The following is a 15749-nucleotide window of genomic DNA, read 5'->3' on the forward strand; positions in this document are numbered from 1 at the left end:
GCTGCTACGGCCGGCCGTTCGGAAGCCTTTCGCGCTGTTACGGCCGGCCGTTCGATAGCCGTCGCGCTGTTACGGCTGGCCGTCCAAGAGCTTGATGGCCCGTTTCGGGGCGATCGCCCGGTAGCTCTCCTCGACCCAGTCGAGCAGGATCTCGGTCTCGGGCAGCTCGCTCATGAACGGCACCGTGACCCAGCCGGCCTTGCCCAGGCCGTACCCGCTGGGCTCGGCGCCTTCGACGGTGAGGGCGTGTCCGTGGGTCTCCGACAGCAGCTTCACGCCGAAGGTCGGGTCCCACTTCTCGGTCGGCTCGTCCATGCCGAGGAAGAGGAAGACCTTCTTGTTGACCTTGATGACCGATTCGCCCCATGGATGGTCTTCATGAGTCTCCGGCAGCCCGAGTGCGAAATTTCGTAGCTCGTCTCTGATGTCGTGCCAGTCGCGCATATGGTAACGCTATCCCGGTGACGCTCGACGAACTCATGGACATCCTCACCCGCTGCGAAGACGCCTGGGACAGCCCCGACCGTACCGGCGACCCGGTGGCATTGCTCGACCACGGCCTGCAGGTCGCGGCCGTGGTGCGCGAATGGCATCCCGACGACTTCGAACTGCAGGTCGCCGGGCTCGTTCACGACATCGGCCACCTGCTGCACCCGGGCGACGAGGCGGGACACGCGAGCGCCGGCGCCGACGCCGTCCGGCCGCTGCTGGGCGAGCGGGTGGCCGGCCTGGTGGAGTTGCACGTTCCGGCGAAGCGCTACCTGGCGACCGTCGAGCCGTCGCGCCGCCTGTCGCCGGAATCCGCCCGGACGCTGGAACTGCAGGGCGGGCTGATGTCCGACGCGGAGGTGGCCGTCTTCGAGTCCCACCCGTACGGCATGGCCGCCGTCACCCTCCGCCGAGCCGACGACCTGGGCAAGGTGATCGGCCTGACCCGGCCACCCCTGGAAGAACTTGCCACGTGGCGCCCCATCATCGAACACCTCACCCACCCGCTTCCGGCCTGACCCCCGACCGACGCATCAACCACGATGTCCCTCCGCGTCGGAGCGCCGGACGACCTGCCCTTGTGCTGTTACCCGGTTCGGAGGGCGCCCGACAGCCGTGGCCGGCGTCATGGTCCCGCCGCCTGACCCGCCGCAGACCGGCCCGTCCCCTCGAACCTGCCGGTACGACCAGCTGAACCAACGACGCCGGTGGCGGCGGCAACAGGCACGGCAAGACCCGTTACCGGACGAAACCAGGTAGGGCACGGCCTACCCCGGCGCCGCAGGATCAACTACCCGCGCCGCGCGGACGACTTGCCGTAAGGCACAGGGGCGGCGGGATCGCCAAGGGTGGGCACGAGCATGGTGACGACGCGCACGACCAGACGGCGACCGCGACCGCCGAGGACCCCGGAGATTGACAAGCCCTGAGCATGGCGGCCTGAACAACTCAGCTCGAAGCCGTGCGGACCAAGGTGTCGTGCTGCACGCCAGGACCTGTCCTGGCACGTGAGCTTCATCCGGATGGACCGGTATGTCGGCAAAGGCGCCAGGCACCGTGGCTACGGGCGGTCAGCTTGATGGCATGGGCGCCGCGCCGACACCCGGATGCGGATTCCAGCAGCCGCGGTGGCCTCCCCGATCAAGATGGGTAAGGGCGAGTGAATCGTGGGGATGTTTGCGATGATGAAGACCCTGATTCAGGCGGAGGGCGGTGAAGTGGGTGTCCTACAGTCCGAAGCTGGCGGCGGCGTTGTCGGGTGCCACGCTTCGCCAGCTCGCGCACTGGCGTAAGGCCAGCTCTGGCCGTGGCGCCGTGCTGGTGCCTGAGGTCTCACCGGTACGCCCCGTGCTGTACTCGTTTCGAGACCTGGTCGCGTTGCGCACCTGTGTGAAGCTGCGCAGCGACGCGTCCCTGCAGAAGATTCGCCGGGCCTTGGACACACTCCGCGACGATCTGCGACAGCGCGAGCATCTGTCGGCTTATCAGCTGGTGACCGACGGCTCGACGATCTACTTGGTCGAGCAGGGTCAGGCCACCGATCTGGTGCACCGCAGGGCCAATATCGTCATCCATGACATGGTCGAGGTGTTGCGGCCGTTCTACCGCGATGGACGGCATATCCCGGACCTGCTGCGTCCAAGGGAGCACGTCACCGTCGACCCGGCGGTCCGTGGTGGTATGCCGGTGATCGAAGGGACCCGCGTGCCGTACGACGAGATCGCGGCACTGCTGCGGGACGGTGTCCCGGCCGAGCGGATCGCGGACTACTACCCGAGCGTGTCCGCCACCGCGGCGATGGACGCCGCTGACTTCGCCGCCTACGTCGACAGCTACGACCCTCCTCGGGAGCAGCGTGCGGCTGCTGCTGGATGAGAACGTCCCCCGTCCCCTGCATCAGGTCCTGACCAGCTTCGTGCTCAACCACGACATCGTCCATCTACTGGATCTTCCTGGCTGATCGGGCACGCGTGACGAGACCTTGTATCCGCGAGCCGCGGCCGAGGGCTTCCACGTCGTCCTCACCAACGACGGCCGTCAGATGCAGCGACCGCGGGAAGTGGCCGCGATCGCGGCCTCCGGTCTGCACCGGATCGAATACCCGCACAAGCATCCCGGGCTGCTCGGGATGGGCATCGCCATCGCGACGGTCGCCGCTGGGCTGCCGAGCGCGCTGGCGCTGCTGGCAGAGGCCGGCGGACCACGCTTGATCACTTTGAAAGGCGTCGATCCCACGCCGGCAAGTCGGCTGCGGGTGACCGATCCTGCGGTCAATCTGCCCAAGTTCTGGCCTACGTCTCCGTAGTGTGGGCGGGACCGCCAGGCCTTTTTGAGATCTCGGGCCGGGTGCCGTCGCATTGTCCGCCTCTAGCGCGGACGCCTGTGAACCCGGCTGTTCGGGTGTTCTTGTGCGCCGCTGGTCATGCCTGGGCTTGCCCCCTCGTTCAGGCGCGCGAGCGGAGCGAGCACCTTTGTGCGGGGTGGGTGTCAGCTGGCCAACGCTCCAGCTGGGCAAGGGGTGGGGCCGGAAAGGGCGTCTGAGCGGAGCGAAGTCCTTCAGGGGTCGGGCCCCCGGTCCGACTGGAGACGCGCGGGAGCGGAGCGACCACCTTGCTTTTAGGGGCGGAATTCGGCCAGTTTGGCGGTTATCTGGTCGCGGATGCGGTCGCGGGCTTCCTTGCGGGGGACGCCGGACATGAGCAGGCGGTCGTAGTCGGTGTCCAGGTGGCGGATCGAGGCCACCACCGCCAGGGTGATCGCGTTCTCGTCCAGGGCTCTCGCCGCTGCTGAACGGCCCACCCTGCCGCTGCCTCGCTGGCCCGCGTGTTCGGCGATCTCGCGGGTTCTTTCTGCTGGGCAGCCGGGGAAGAGGCGGGCTATCTCGGTGGCCATCCTGGTCTGGTATTCGACGTCCTGCTCCGCCCGCCGTACCCGGTCGCGGTCGCGGCGGCGTAGCCGTACCTCCTCGTCGGCGAGGCATGACTCCTCGGCCAGCGCCAGTGCGGACTCCTCCACCAGCACGCCCACGCGCTGGTAGATCTTGCGTCTGCGGTTGTACTCGACCACCAGGGCGGACAGGCCGCTCTCCTTCTTGGCTCGGCGGCTCAGCGTGGCGTTGCCGGCGGGGAGCAGGATCAGGTGGTCCAGGTCCGCACAGGTGAGGCAGTGCGGACGGTCCTCTTCCATGATCAAGTAGTCGCCGGTGTCGCCGCATTCGGCGCAGGTCCAGGCGTCCACTGGCTTCACCGCCACCAGGTCGGGGGCTTTGGCCTGGCGTTCGGTGATCTGCTTGACGCGGGCTTCGCTCAGGTCAGGTGAGAGCCAGTGGGTCCTGTAGGGCTCCTGGTCGCCGTCTCTGGTGAAGCGCAGGTCGCGGCGGTCGCGGCTGCTGGACACGTACGGCGTCGCCACCGGCCGCAGCCCCCTGCCCAGCGCCCATTCCCGCAGGTGGGCGGCGGCGTCCAGCAGCCGGTCGTCGTCGACCGCGGCCAGTTCGGCCAGCGTGGCGGCCCGGCCCTGGCGCCAGGTGTCGACGTGGCGCGTGTGCAGCCAGCGCAGGCCGGTGACGACGTCGACGAAGGTCACGTATTTGCGGTGGGTCAGCGCGATCTCGGCCGCTTCCGCCACCCGCCGCGCGAGGTTGGGCCTGCTCACCCACCCAGCATGCCGCATCCTGAGAGGACGTCGGCCATGTGGTTTTGGGGGTAGATGCCAATCCCTTGGAGTGATCGCGGCAAAGAAGCGAAGTGTGCGACTGATCTGTTTTGCCGCAATCCTGCTCGCCACCTCCTGCGGGCTCGCCACCGCCACTCCGAGGGTGTCCGGCGCCTTCGGCACCAAGCCGGTCATCAGCCTGCCGACCGAGCTCCCTGACCGGGAGCCGCGGGTCACCGTGCTCTGGGAGGGCGGCGGGCGGGTGACGCAGAAGGGGGACGTGGTGGTCACCGACGTCGAGGTACGCCGGTGGGAGGGCAACAGGCCGTACATGAACACCTATGACACCCGCCAGCCCGCCACCGTCGTGCTCGGCGGCGGGCAGGTGCCGGACGCCTGGCGCGAGGCGCTGGCCGGGCACGCGGCGGGCAGTCGGGTGATGCTGGTCGGCCCGGCGGGCGACGGCGCTCCGGCGGGAGTCGGCCCGGGGGAGACGCTGGTGGCGGTCTTCGACATCCTCGGCGGCTACCCGGCCGACGCCCGCCTGCTCGGGGAGGGGCTGCCCGAGCTCCCGGCGGACCTCCGGGCGCAAGGGCCCTCGCGCACGCTCATCGACGGCTCCGGTCCCGTGGTCGAGGCGGGAGCCAAGGTCGTGGTGCAGTACGTCGGCGCCAGGTGGCCCGCGCGCACGGTCTTCGACTCCTCTCTCCGGCGCGGCGGCCCGCGCGGCTTCACGCTCGTACCCGGGGCGGTCCCGCCCGGCTGGGTCGAGGCGCTGACCGGCAAGGCCGTCGGCAGCCGCGTGGCCGTCACCGTCCCGGCCGCCAAGGGCTTCACGACCACGGGCGGCATCGGCGTTCCGGGCGGTGGACCGCTCCTTTACGTCGTGGACATCATCGACACCTTCTGATGGGTCTGGACAACAGGTGGTGCGGGCTGCGCAATCTTGACCGGTGAGCCGCACTTTCAACCTGGCCGACCTGTTCGAGAGCGTGGCGCGGGCGGTGCCCGGCCGGACGGCGCTGGTCGCGGGCGAGCGCCGCCTCACCTACCGCGAGCTGGACGAACGCGCCACCAGGTTCGCCTGCCACCTCAGCGGGATGCGCGTCGGGCCTGGCGACAGGGTCGGCATCCTCGCGCGCAACAGGGCCGAGTGGAAGGAGAGCGAACTGGCCTGCTTCAAGCTGCGCGCGGTGCCGGTGAACCTCGACCACCGCTGCCGCGAGGACGACCTCACCCATGTGCTGCGCGACTCCGGGTGCGCCGCGCTCGTGGGCGAGGCGGGTCTGCTGCGGCGGGTGCCGTGGTTCACGAACACGATCGCGTACGGCCCGCCGTACGAGCGGGCGGTGGCCCTTCCCCGCAGCCTGCCGGAACCCCGGGAGCGCTCCGGCGACGATCACTACCTGATCTACACCGCCGGAACGACCGGCCGCCCGAAGGGCGTGCTCTGGCGGCACGAGGACGTGTTCTTCGCCGCGATGGGGTCGTTCGTGAGCGAGCCGGTCGATTCGCCGGAGCAGGTCGCCGAGAACGCCGCGGCCGGGGCCGGACTGCGGATGCTGGTCTGCGCGCCGCTCGCCCAGGCCGCCGGGCAGTGGCTCGGCTGGACCTGTCACACCACGGGCGGCACGCTCATCCTGTGGACCGGGCACGGCTTCGACCCCCGCGCGATCGTCCGGCTGGCCGACGCGGAGCGGGCCCAGGTCATGGTGCTGACCGGTGACGCGATGGCCAGGCCGCTGCTGTCGGCGGTGCGGCCGGGGGAACTGGCCGGGCTCATGGCGGTGGTGACGGGCGCGGCGCCCATGTCGGAGCGGATCAAGGCGGGGTTGCGGGCGGCGGTTCCCGGTCTCGCGGCGATCGTGGACGCGCTGGGCGCCGCCGAGTCCGGGCTGGCCTGCCAGGCGATGGGCGCCGGGTTCGGGCTGGCGGACGGCGCGGCCGTACTGGCTGATGGTCTTGAGCCCGCCGCGCCCGGTGAGGAGGGTGTGCTGGGCAGGACCGGGCGGGTCGCGCGCGGCTACTGGAACGGCGCGGACTTCCCGTGCGACGCCCAGGGCCGCAGGTGGGCGGTGCCGGGCGACCTGGCGAGGGTCGAGGACGACGGGAGCGTCACCCTGCTCGGCCGGGCGGCCAACGTGATCCGTACCGGCGGCGGGAAGGTGCGCGCCGAGGAGGTGGAGGCGGTGGTACGGGCGCATCCGGCGGTGTACGACGCGGTGGTGGTCGGCGGTCCCGGGCAGCGGGTGACGGCGGTCGTGGCGCCCGTCGCGGCGCTGTCGCTGGAGGAACTGGCCGCGCACTGCGCGGGAAGGCTGGCCGCACACGCGGTGCCGGGGGCGTTGCGGCTGGTCAGCGAGATCCACCGGGGTCCGGCCGGACAGCCCGACTACGTGTGGGCCAGGTCCGTGGCCCACACGTAGGTCTTCTAGCCGCAGTGCTCGAACGGGCTCGTGTAGGTGGAGCTGCCCGCGGAACCTCCCCACTTGACGCACTTGTCCGGTGCGGCCGCTCTGACCGGTCCGGCGTAGTAGGAGAAGTTGCCGGAGTCGGTGGTCCTCGGGCTGCCCTGGACTTCAAGGAAGGCGCTGGTCGCGGTGGCGGTGCCCAGCGACGTGTGCTTGATCGTGACCACGCAGTTGTTGCCGTTGGCCGGGTTGTAGAGCAGGTAGACCGTGCCCGCGCTGCCGAGCGCCTGCGAGTCGATGATCTTGTAGCCGCTGCCGCAGACCGACTCGGGCGTGTGCGGGTTGCCGCTGCCGCCGGTCACGTAGCTCATGTACTTGTTCCAGTCCCAGTTCGGGCCCGGGTCGGTGTGGTCGTTGCCGGGCACCTCGACGTGGCCCACGATGTTCGCGCGGGTCTTCGGGATGCCGTGGCGGTCGGCGATGTTGCGGGTCAGCGCCGCCGACGCGCGGTACATCTGGTCGGTGAACCACGAGGCGTCGCTGATGTAACCCTCGTGCTCGATGCCGACGCTGTTGGTGTTGGCGCCCTTGACGTGCCAGGCGATGTCCTTCTCGCGCACCATCTGCGTGATCTGCCCGTCGGAGGAGCGGACCACGTAGTGGGAGGAGACCTTGGCCGCCGGGTTCTTGAACCAGGAGATCGTCCCGGCGTAGGAGCCCTGCGCGACGTGGATGACGATCTTGTTGATCGCCGCGCTGGACGGGCGGTTGGCGGCCGTGTAGTTGGAGGTGCTGGCCGCCGACCACAGCGCGCCGGGGTAGTCGACCGCCGCGGCGGCGAACGGCGTGTAGTCCTCGCCGCGCTCCGGCTGCACGGCCTGCGGTTTGACGCGCACACCCTTGGCCTCGAAGCCGCTGGACAGCGCCTCGTAGACGGCGTCGGCGTAGATGTTGGCGGTGCTCTTGCCGCCGCCGTACGCGCCGATCGCCGCGTACCAGCGCGCCGGGTCCTTGCGCGCGCTCGCGTCCATGCCGAGCGCGTCCGCCTTGGCCCGCAGTACGGCGGCGCCGCCGAGCACGTTCGCCGCGTCGTCGGTCCTGAGCTGGTCGGCCGGGGTGGAGGTGAGCTTGGCCGCCTCCTCAAGAGCCTTCGGAACCAGGTGCATCAGGCCGTATCCGCCGCTGGCGCTGGGCTCGCCCCGGTGGCCGTCGAGGTGGGTTTCTGCGTAGGCCAGCGCGGCCAGGAGGTCGCGCGGGACGTCGTAGCCGCTGGCCGCCTTGTCGAAGGCGTCGGCGAGCGGGCTGGATTCAGCGGAGGCCGTTGCGGCCTGCTGGCCGGACATCACGAGAAGTCCGGCCAGCAAGAGAATTCTCAGTTTCATGATCCACAGTGCTCGAAGGGGGAGTCGTACGTGGCTGTCCCGGCCTTGCCGCCCCACTTGACGCACTTGCCCGGGGCCGCCGCCCTGACCGGTCCGGCGTAGTAGCTGAAGTTGCCCGAATCCGTTATCCGGGCGCTTCCTTGAACTTCCAGGTAGGCCGTCACCGGGGACGCGGTTCCCAGCGAGGTCTTCTTCAGCGTGACCACGCAGTTGTAGCCGTTGGAGTTGTTGTAGAGCAGGTAGACGGTGCCGCTGCTGCCGAGGGCCGCCGAGTCGACGACGCCGTAGCCGGCGCCGCAGACCTGCTCGGGGGTGTACGGGTTGCTGGACCCGCCGCAGTTCCTGGAGGTCAGCGTCTGGACCGGGTAGCCGAAGGTGGTGCCGTTGAAGACGGCCTTGCGGATGTTGCCCGGGTAGCCTTCGCCCTGCCGTACCTCGTAGTGCAGGTGGGCGCTGATGTTGTTGCCCGGCTTGCTCGTCTTGCCCACGGTGCCGATCTGCTGGCCCTGGGAGACGGCCTGGCCCGCGCTGACCGAGCGGACGTTCAGGTGGGCGTAGTAGGTGGTCCAGCCGCTCCCATGGTCGATCTTGACCAGGTTGCCGTAACCGTTGGTGGAGCCCTGGTGCGCCGAGATCACCACGGTGCCCGACGCGGCGGCGACCACCGGGTCGCCGAGGTCGGCGTCGGCGCTGCCGCCGCGGTTGAAATCGATCTCCCACGACTGGTGCGCGCTGCTCGCGCTGGAGTTGCCCGCCCAGCTCTGTCCACAGGGGAAGGGCAGCTGGAAGTTGGTGGCAAGGATCTCCGCTTCCGCGGAGAACGGCTCTGGGTCGGCCGACGCGGCTGACCCCGTGGTCAGCACCGCGCCGAGGCTGAGTAAGAGGGTGACGCCTGCGACCACTGCTCCTCTGAGCTTCATGGTGATCCTCTCGGGGGGTTCTGGGATCTCTGAGACCAGGGTGTGCATAAGCCGCACAAGAAACGTCCAGAACAGATACAAAGGGCTGTCAGGTCTCCATAAAGGAGCGGATGCGGTCATGTCGGTCACTTTTCATGTGCTCGGACCGTTGGAAGTCAGGTCCGCCGGCGACCCCGTGCGGGTCTCCGGCAAGAAACCCCGCATGCTGCTCGCCACCCTCCTGCTGAACGCGGGGCACGTGGTGGGCGCCGACCAACTCGTCGAGATCCTCTGGCCGGAGCGGCCGCCGCGCTCGGCCCAGGCCAACCTCCGTACCTACGTCAGCTCCTTACGCACCGACCTCGGCGGCGGCCACCTGCGCGGCGACGGCAGCGGCTACGCCATCGACGTGCCCGGCGGCGCGCTCGACCTGCTCGTGTTCGAGGACCTGGTGACCCGTGGCGACTACGCGGGCGCGCTCGCGCTCTGGCGTGGCGCGCCGCTGGCCGACCTGCCCGGCAGCCCGCTCTGGGACCGCCGCCTCGAACCCCTCCTGGAGGTACGGCTGCGTGCCGCCGAGAACCTGATCGCCCACCACCTGGAAGACGGCGACCAGGCCGGCGCCATCGCCCTGCTGAGAAGCCTGATCGCCGAGCACCCCTACCGCGAGGACCTGTGGCAGCAACTCCTGCTGACCCTGCACCGCAGCGGCAGGAAGGCCGAGGCGCTCAAGGCCTACGGCCTCATCCGGGCCCAGCTCGTCGACGAACTCGGCGTCGAACCCGGGGCCGACCTGCGTCGGGCCTACGAGACGATCCTCGCCGACGAGGGCGCGCCGGTCGTGCCCCGGCAACTGCCGCCCGACGTGCCGGACTTCACCGGGCGGGCCGAGCCGCTCGCGACCCTGGCGGCGCCGTTCGGGGTGGCGATCGTGTCGGGGCCGCCGGGGGCGGGCAAGACGGCGCTGGCCGTACATGCCGGGCACGCGCTGCGCGAACGCTACCCCGCCGGGCAGCTCTACCTGGACCTGGCCGGAAGGGAGCCCGGCGAACTGCTCGCCGAGGCGCTGCGGGCGCTGGGGGTGGACACGCCGCCGCCCACGGCGCACGAGCGGTCGGCGCTGCTGCGCACGGTGCTGGCCGAGCGGCCGATGCTCATCCTTCTCGACGACGCCGATGGCGCGGACCAGATCCGGCCGCTGCTGCCGGGCAACGGCTGCGCGGTGATCGTCACCAGCCGCAGGAAGATCACCGAGCTGCCCGGCGCCCTCCAGCTCGACCTGGGCGAGCTGCCGCCCGCCGACGCGCTGCGCCTGCTCGGCCGGATCGCCGGGGGCGACCGGGTGGCCAGGGAGCCGCAGTCCGCCCGGGCGATCGTCGCCGCCTGCGGCGGGCTGCCGCTGGCCGTGCGCAGCGCGGGGGCCCGGCTGGCCGCCCGGCCGGGGTGGTCGCTGGCCGTACTGAAGGAAAGGCTCGAAGAGGACCTGCTCGGCGAGCTCAAGGAGGTACGCGCCAGCCTCGACCGCAGTTACGCGGCGCTGCCCGACGAGGCGGCACGCACGCTCGGCACGCTCGGCCTGCTCGGCGGCCAGGCGCAGCCCGGCTGGGTGGTCGGCGCCGTGCTCGACCGCCCGCGCGCCGACGACGTGACCGACCTGCTCGTCGACGCCAACCTGCTCAGGCTCGTCGGCACCGACCCCGTGGGCCAGCCGCGGTACGTGGTGCCCGGCCTCATCGGCGCCCACGCGCTCGAACGGCACGCCGACCCCGAAGCCCTCGGCCGCGTCCTGGCGGCATGGACGGCCACCACCGAGCACGCCATGACCCGCCTGCCCACCGTCGTCTTCAGCCTCACCTCCGACCGGGCGCCGCGCTGGCAACTGCCCGCCCGCACGCTCGACCGGCTGACCGCCGACCCCACCGGCTGGTTCGAGGCCGAGCACGACACCCTGGTCGGCGCCGTGCGCGTGGCCGCCGAGGCCGGTCTCGCCGAGTCGGCGTGGGGGCTGGCCGCCGCGATGGTCCCCTACTTCGACCTGCACTGCCACTTCGACGCCTGGTCCCGCACGCACGCGCTCGCACTCGCCGCCGCACGCTCCTCAGGCGACAGGTACGGCGAAGCCGCCATGCTCAGGGGCCTGGCCCAAGTCAGCCTCTACCAGGACAGATACGAGGAGTCGGCCGGCCAGTTCAGCCGCGCCCGCCGCATCTTCCGCGAACTCGGCGACACCAGAGCCGAGGCCACCACGCTGTGCGGCCTCGGCGCCGTCCGGCAGTTCCGGGGCGACGTGGCCAAGGCGCTCGGCCACTACCGGCGGGCGCTGGCCATGTTCCTGGCCGCGGGCGACCAGAACGGCGAGGCCTTCGTCCGCCAGGCCATCGGCCGCCTCTGCCTCAGGAACGGCGACCTGGCCCAGGCGGGCAAGTGGCTCAAGCAGGCCATGCGGCTGGCCCAGGAACTCGGCGACTCCCACCGGGAAGGCTGCGTGAGCCTGCAGATCGGCCGGCTCCAGCAGGCCGTGTCCTTCCACCGGCACGCCCTCGACATCTTCGAATCGCTCGGCGACCGGCACTGCGGCGCCTACGCCATGCAGAGCCTCGCCGGGCTCCAGGTGGCACGCGGCGAGTGGGCGCCGGCCTCCGCCGGTCTCGAACGTTCCCTGGAGGTCTTCCAGGAACTCGGCGACCGCAGCGGCGAGGCGCAGACCACCGAGATGCTCGGCGAACTGCACCGTTCGGCCGGACGCACCCATCTCGCCAACGACTACCTGGAGCACGCGAGCACGCTGCGCCGCAGCCTCTAGTTGAGGTCGGCGCGCAGAATGCTGTACAGAACCCCGTCCTGCCATCGGCCGGCCCGGAAGCCGATACCCCGCAGGACACCCTCCTTCGTGAACCCGGCCTTCTCCAGCGCCCGCTGCTCGGCCAGGTTGGACAGCTCGGTGGCGGCCTGGATCCTGTTCACCGTCGAGTGGTCGAACAGATATCTGACCAGCAACTGCTGGGCGTGCGTGCCGTAACCCCGGCCGCGGAACTCGGAAGCGACGATGAGGCCCATCTCGTAGCAGTAGGAGACTCTGCTGGTCGTCTGCTTGTGCCACGACACGAAGCCGAGCCGGTCCTCGGCTCTCGTGATGATCAGATAGCCGCCCTCATCGGTGAGGAAGCCGTTCTCCTCCCATCGCCGGCGGTGGTGGTGCGGGTCGTGCCAGCCGTACCACTGGTGGGCCCCCGAGCCCTCTTGGTCGTTGGTCAGGTGATTGAGGAAGGGTAGGTCGTCTTCGCGCACAGGACGCAGTGAAACATCCATGATCAAGACAGTACGCGGCGGAAGAGGCGCCTGAGACGGGATTCCTGACGAATGCCCTCCAGGGACGCCAGGCTGTCCGCGGCGGTGGGCCGCCTGGCGGGGGCGTCGTCGAGCATCCTGGTCACGACCTCGGGGACGTCCTTGGCGTCGGTGTCCTCCGGCAGGCCGCCGGTCAGCAACTGGTAGGCGATCACCCCCGCGGCGTACACGTCCGAGGCCGGGGTCATGCGGTCCGGGCCCTCCTGGCACTCCGGGGCCACGTAGTGCATGTCGAGGACGTTGCCGAGTTCGTGGGCGACGGTGAAGTTGCGGGCACCCGGCTTGGCGTAGTCGAAGCCCGTCAGCACCGCGTGGCCCTCGTCCGTCACCAGCACGCTGGCCGGGGTGAGGGCGCGGTGGATGACGCCGTTGGCATGCGCGTGCGCCAGGCCGCGCAGCATGTCCTGGACGACGGTCAGGCGGGCGCTCTGCCGTACGTGCAGGGCCTGGCCGTGCACGTCGTCCAGGACCAGCACGAAGCGGCTCTCGTCGTCGATGGCGAAGAAGTCGCGGGAACGGACCACGTTCGGGTGGGGCGGGATGCGGGTCAGCGACTGGTAGGCGTTGGCTATGCGCTGGCGTTCGGCGGCCCGGCTGGGGTGGTCGGCCAGGGGGTCGGCCTGGTAGACGCGGAGCAGGACGGTCTCGCTGCCGGGCAGGGTGGCGTTGAAGGCCCGGTACTCGGTCACCTTGGCGTCGCCGCCCAGTTGTTCCTCCACCTCCCAGTTGCCGAACCTGGGCGGGGCGGTGCTGCGCCGTACGGACTGGTGGAGGGCGTCCAGGATCGCGGTCACGTACGGGCGTACGTCGGGGCTGCCGCCGCGGCGCACCCGCGTCACGTCGGCCAGCGTGGGAATCAGGGCGTCGAGGTCGGCGACGTTGACGGCGTCGCGGCCGGACGGGTCGGACAGCTCGGCGTCGGGGGAGGTCAGCACCACGAGGCTGTCGACGTAGACGCGCTCCAGCCTGCGATGGGCGTCGACCAGCAGGCCCTTCAGCGCCCTCGCCGTGCCCCTGAGCTTGGTGACCGGCGAGCCGACCGCGCCGCCGCGCTGCGGGAACCACCGTCCGCCCGAGACCTCGATACGGCCCCGCGTGCCCTTGACGTCCACCACCACGAGGGAGTGGGGCGTGAGGACGATCAGGTCCACCTCGAACAGGTCGTCGCCTCGGGGGACCTCGACGTTGTGCAGCAGGAGCCAATCTTGGGGGGCTTGGTCGCGTAGGTGGGCGATCACTCTTCGCTCGGCGTCGTTGACCGGAATGCCTCCGCCGACGATCTCTGCCATAGAGGCCATCCTCGCACGCTCCCCACCCACCCCCCGCCCTCCAAAGCCCCACCCCCGGGGCCCCGGCACCCCCGGCCTCCCCGCAGCACCGCACTCCCGGCACCCCCGCTCTCGTCCCCGGTATCCCGCGCCCCCAGGCTTCGGTCTCCGAGGCCCGCTCGTCCCGAGGCTCCATGTCCTCGCCGCGCCCTGCCGCGAGGTCGGGCCACTCTTCGCGGTCCGGGAGATCGGACACTTCTGAGAGTTGACAGCATGCTGTCGTCATGACAGAATACTGTCATGACGAAAACAGTTCACCTCGCCGTGTACGACACCCTCGCCGACTGGGAGACCGGTCACGCCACCGCCCACCTCCGCAACGGCGCCTGGCACCGCGAGCCCGGCGGGTTCGAGATCGTCGCGGTCGGCGAGACCCTCGACCCGGTCGTCACCATCGGCGGCATGCGGATCCTGCCCGACATCACGCTCGACCAGCTCTCTCCCCAGGACAGCGAGCTGCTGATCCTGCCCGGCGCCGACACGTGGGTGAGCGGGGAGCTCGACGCGTTCGGGCGTAAGGCCAAGGAGTTCGTGGCGGCGGGCATCCCGGTCGCGGGGATCTGCGGCGCGACCGTGGGGCTGGCCAGGCAGGGGCTGCTCGACGAGCGCGCGCACACCAGCAACGTGCTGGAGTTCCTGACGATGACGGTGCCCGGGTACAAGGGCGCGGAGCTCTACGTCGAGGCCGACGCCGTAACCGCGGACAACGTCATCACGGCGGGTGCGACCGAGCCCGAGGCGTTCGCCCGCGAGATCTTCGCCCGGCTCGGCGTCTACGAGCCGGAGGTGCTGGACGCGTGGTTCCGGCTGTTCAAGAACAGTGACGCCTCGGCCTTCGCGGTGCTTGAGGCCGCCGGGCAGTCGTGAGCGAAGAGGCGGATCTGCTGTCCGGGAGCGCGATCACCTCGTTCCGGCTCAACGGCCAGTTCCTCGCGATCGCCGAGGAACTGGCCCGCCCGGCCGGGCTCACCGCCGCCTGGTGGCAGGTGCTCGGCGCGGTGTTGCGCGAGCCGCTGCCGGTGGCGGGCATCGCCCGCGTCATGGGGATCACCCGGCAGAGCGTGCAGCGGATAGCGGATCTGCTGGTGGAGAAGGGTCTGGCCGAGTACCTGCCCAACCCGGCACACCGCAGGGCGAAGCTTCTCCGGCCCACCCCTGAGGGCTTCTCCGCCGTGGAACGGATCAGCCCGGACCACCAGAAGATGGCCGAACGGATCGCCGAGGCGGTGGGCGACGACTGGCCCGCCTGCCTGGCGGCCATGGAACGGCTCTCGCGGGCCCTCGACACCCTCGCCGACCAGCAACGGTAAGCATCCCCAACGCCCGCCATGGCTCCGGCCAAGGCGGGCCTGGGGGGTGTGGCGAGTCCGTCTCCATCAAGTGATTGACTGAGGAAAATGTCCGGAATATGGTGACGGGGTGCATCCCCAGGAGAACATCGTCAAGGTGGCCACGCAGCTGTTCGCGGCACTCGGCTACGACGGCACCTCCACCCGCCAGATCGCCGAAGCGGCCGGGCTCAACATCGCCACCGTCAACTACCACGTGGGTGGCAAGCGCGAGCTCTACCTCACCGTCATGGAACGCGCCCACACCGCCGAGCGCGCCACGCTGGAAGCGTCGCTGGCCCGGTGGTCCGGGGCCGATCCGGTCGAAGCCATCCACCGCCTGATCGACGACTACCTCGACTTCTGCCTCGAACACCCCGAGGTGCCCGCGCTGTGGATGCACCGCTGGCTGTCCGACGCGAGTGACCTCACCGACCTGGAACGCCAGTACGTACGCCCGCTCGCCGACGCCGTCACCAGTGCCCTGGAACCCGCCGTCACCGCCGGGGTGATCGACCCGGCCGTGGACGTCGAGATGGCCATGTGGTCGGTCATCTGGTGCGTGCACGGGTTCGCCAAGGGCGGGATCCTCGACGCCGACGGCAACCGCAGGGGCGCGGGCGACCGGGCCGCGTCGCGCCGTTTCCGCACCCACCTGCACCAGACCGTCCACCGCACCCTCGCCCTCCCCGGCACCCTGCCGTGACCCCGCCGCCCGGCAACGGCACGCAAGAGCCGCCTACCGAAGGCACACAAGAGCCGCCAACCGACGGCACCCAAGAGCCACCCCACAACGTGCCGCAACAGCCACCGAACGACGGCGCCCAACAGCCACCGAACGACGGCGCCCAACAGCCACCGAACGACGGCGCCCGGCAATCATCGACCCACGGCGCACGACGGCCGCACG

Annotated in this window: 15 protein-coding genes; 9 read left to right on the forward strand and 6 right to left on the reverse strand. The window is 70.5% G+C overall.

Going from position 1 to position 15749, the window contains the following annotated elements; all coding sequences use genetic code 11:
• Positions 1-69: 69 nt before the first annotated feature.
• Positions 70-444 (reverse strand): MmcQ/YjbR family DNA-binding protein, encoded by a 375-nt coding sequence (locus ACIBKY_RS45205; RefSeq protein ID WP_397107138.1) that lies wholly within the window; start codon positions 442-444, stop codon positions 70-72.
• Positions 445-461: 17 nt separating this feature from the next.
• Here ACIBKY_RS45205 and ACIBKY_RS45210 point away from each other — a divergent pair, with 17 nt between their 5' ends.
• The 3 genes from ACIBKY_RS45210 to ACIBKY_RS45220 all read left to right on the forward strand — a co-directional run bounded on the left by ACIBKY_RS45210 (position 462) and on the right by ACIBKY_RS45220 (position 2794).
• On the forward strand, positions 462-1007 hold the full coding sequence (locus ACIBKY_RS45210; protein WP_397107140.1) for an HD domain-containing protein: 546 nt from the start codon (positions 462-464) through the stop codon (positions 1005-1007).
• 703 nt (positions 1008-1710) lie between these two features.
• Positions 1711-2364, forward strand: a complete 654-nt coding sequence (locus ACIBKY_RS45215; RefSeq protein WP_397107141.1) for a DUF433 domain-containing protein — start codon at positions 1711-1713, stop codon at positions 2362-2364.
• A gap of 106 nt (positions 2365-2470) precedes the next feature.
• Complete coding sequence (locus ACIBKY_RS45220) at positions 2471-2794, forward strand: hypothetical protein (RefSeq protein ID WP_397107143.1); 324 nt, start codon at positions 2471-2473, stop codon at positions 2792-2794.
• A gap of 311 nt (positions 2795-3105) precedes the next feature.
• Here the strand turns inward: ACIBKY_RS45220 and ACIBKY_RS45225 are convergent, their stop codons facing one another.
• Positions 3106-4143: a DUF2293 domain-containing protein gene (locus ACIBKY_RS45225; protein ID WP_397107145.1), complete on the reverse strand. Its 1038-nt coding sequence runs from the start codon at positions 4141-4143 to the stop codon at positions 3106-3108.
• Positions 4144-4237: 94 nt separating this feature from the next.
• On the opposite strand from ACIBKY_RS45225, the gene ACIBKY_RS45230 reads away from it, so the two are divergent.
• Positions 4238-5053 carry an FKBP-type peptidyl-prolyl cis-trans isomerase gene (locus ACIBKY_RS45230; protein WP_397107146.1) on the forward strand — a complete coding sequence of 272 codons (816 nt, stop codon included), beginning with the start codon at positions 4238-4240 and terminating at the stop codon, positions 5051-5053.
• A gap of 43 nt (positions 5054-5096) precedes the next feature.
• Positions 5097-6569 (forward strand): AMP-binding protein, encoded by a 1473-nt coding sequence (locus tag ACIBKY_RS45235; RefSeq protein ID WP_397107148.1) that lies wholly within the window; start codon positions 5097-5099, stop codon positions 6567-6569.
• A gap of 5 nt (positions 6570-6574) precedes the next feature.
• Here the strand turns inward: ACIBKY_RS45235 and ACIBKY_RS45240 are convergent, their stop codons facing one another.
• Both ACIBKY_RS45240 and ACIBKY_RS45245 read right to left on the reverse strand, forming a co-directional pair.
• Complete coding sequence (locus tag ACIBKY_RS45240) at positions 6575-7936, reverse strand: N-acetylmuramoyl-L-alanine amidase (protein ID WP_397107150.1); 1362 nt, start codon at positions 7934-7936, stop codon at positions 6575-6577.
• Positions 7933-8856 carry a M23 family metallopeptidase gene (locus ACIBKY_RS45245; RefSeq protein ID WP_397107151.1) on the reverse strand — a complete coding sequence of 308 codons (924 nt, stop codon included), beginning with the start codon at positions 8854-8856 and terminating at the stop codon, positions 7933-7935. Before ACIBKY_RS45245 ends, ACIBKY_RS45240 begins: the two co-directional genes overlap by 4 nt.
• A 148-nt stretch (positions 8857-9004) precedes the next feature.
• On the opposite strand from ACIBKY_RS45245, the gene ACIBKY_RS45250 reads away from it, so the two are divergent.
• Positions 9005-11638 carry a BTAD domain-containing putative transcriptional regulator gene (locus ACIBKY_RS45250; RefSeq protein WP_397107153.1) on the forward strand — a complete coding sequence of 878 codons (2634 nt, stop codon included), beginning with the start codon at positions 9005-9007 and terminating at the stop codon, positions 11636-11638.
• On the opposite strand, the gene ACIBKY_RS45255 is transcribed toward ACIBKY_RS45250, so the two are convergent.
• Both ACIBKY_RS45255 and ACIBKY_RS45260 read right to left on the reverse strand, forming a co-directional pair.
• Positions 11635-12144: a GNAT family N-acetyltransferase gene (locus ACIBKY_RS45255; RefSeq protein WP_397107155.1), complete on the reverse strand. Its 510-nt coding sequence runs from the start codon at positions 12142-12144 to the stop codon at positions 11635-11637. The two genes, ACIBKY_RS45250 and ACIBKY_RS45255, sit on opposite strands and share 4 nt — an antisense overlap.
• A gap of 2 nt (positions 12145-12146) precedes the next feature.
• A complete protein-coding gene (locus ACIBKY_RS45260; protein ID WP_397107157.1) occupies positions 12147-13472 on the reverse strand; it encodes an NERD domain-containing protein in 1326 nt (441 codons plus the stop codon).
• Between the two features lie 279 nt (positions 13473-13751).
• Here ACIBKY_RS45260 and ACIBKY_RS45265 point away from each other — a divergent pair, with 279 nt between their 5' ends.
• The 3 genes from ACIBKY_RS45265 (at position 13752) to ACIBKY_RS45275 (ending at position 15545) form a co-directional block, all read left to right on the forward strand.
• Complete coding sequence (locus ACIBKY_RS45265) at positions 13752-14378, forward strand: type 1 glutamine amidotransferase family protein (RefSeq protein ID WP_397107159.1); 627 nt, start codon at positions 13752-13754, stop codon at positions 14376-14378.
• Complete coding sequence (locus tag ACIBKY_RS45270; protein WP_397107161.1) at positions 14375-14821, forward strand: MarR family winged helix-turn-helix transcriptional regulator; 447 nt, start codon at positions 14375-14377, stop codon at positions 14819-14821. Before ACIBKY_RS45265 ends, ACIBKY_RS45270 begins: the two co-directional genes overlap by 4 nt.
• A gap of 109 nt (positions 14822-14930) precedes the next feature.
• A complete protein-coding gene (locus ACIBKY_RS45275) occupies positions 14931-15545 on the forward strand; it encodes a TetR/AcrR family transcriptional regulator (protein ID WP_397107163.1) in 615 nt (204 codons plus the stop codon).
• The last annotated feature ends 204 nt before the right edge of the window (positions 15546-15749 follow it).

This window comes from Nonomuraea sp. NPDC050394 (genome assembly GCF_044459065.1).
GTDB lineage: Bacteria > Actinomycetota > Actinomycetes > Streptosporangiales > Streptosporangiaceae > Nonomuraea.

Coding starts and splice junctions, on each gene's coding strand:
- ACIBKY_RS45205 (WP_397107138.1), bottom strand. CDS start 444: ATGCGCGACTGGCACGACATCAGAGACGAGCTACGAAATTTCGCACTC.
- ACIBKY_RS45240 (WP_397107150.1), bottom strand. CDS start 7,936: ATGAAACTGAGAATTCTCTTGCTGGCCGGACTTCTCGTGATGTCCGGC.
- ACIBKY_RS45245 (WP_397107151.1), bottom strand. CDS start 8,856: ATGAAGCTCAGAGGAGCAGTGGTCGCAGGCGTCACCCTCTTACTCAGC.
- ACIBKY_RS45255 (WP_397107155.1), bottom strand. CDS start 12,144: ATGGATGTTTCACTGCGTCCTGTGCGCGAAGACGACCTACCCTTCCTC.
- ACIBKY_RS45260 (WP_397107157.1), bottom strand. CDS start 13,472: ATGGCAGAGATCGTCGGCGGAGGCATTCCGGTCAACGACGCCGAGCGA.
- ACIBKY_RS45265 (WP_397107159.1), top strand. CDS start 13,752: ATGACGAAAACAGTTCACCTCGCCGTGTACGACACCCTCGCCGACTGG.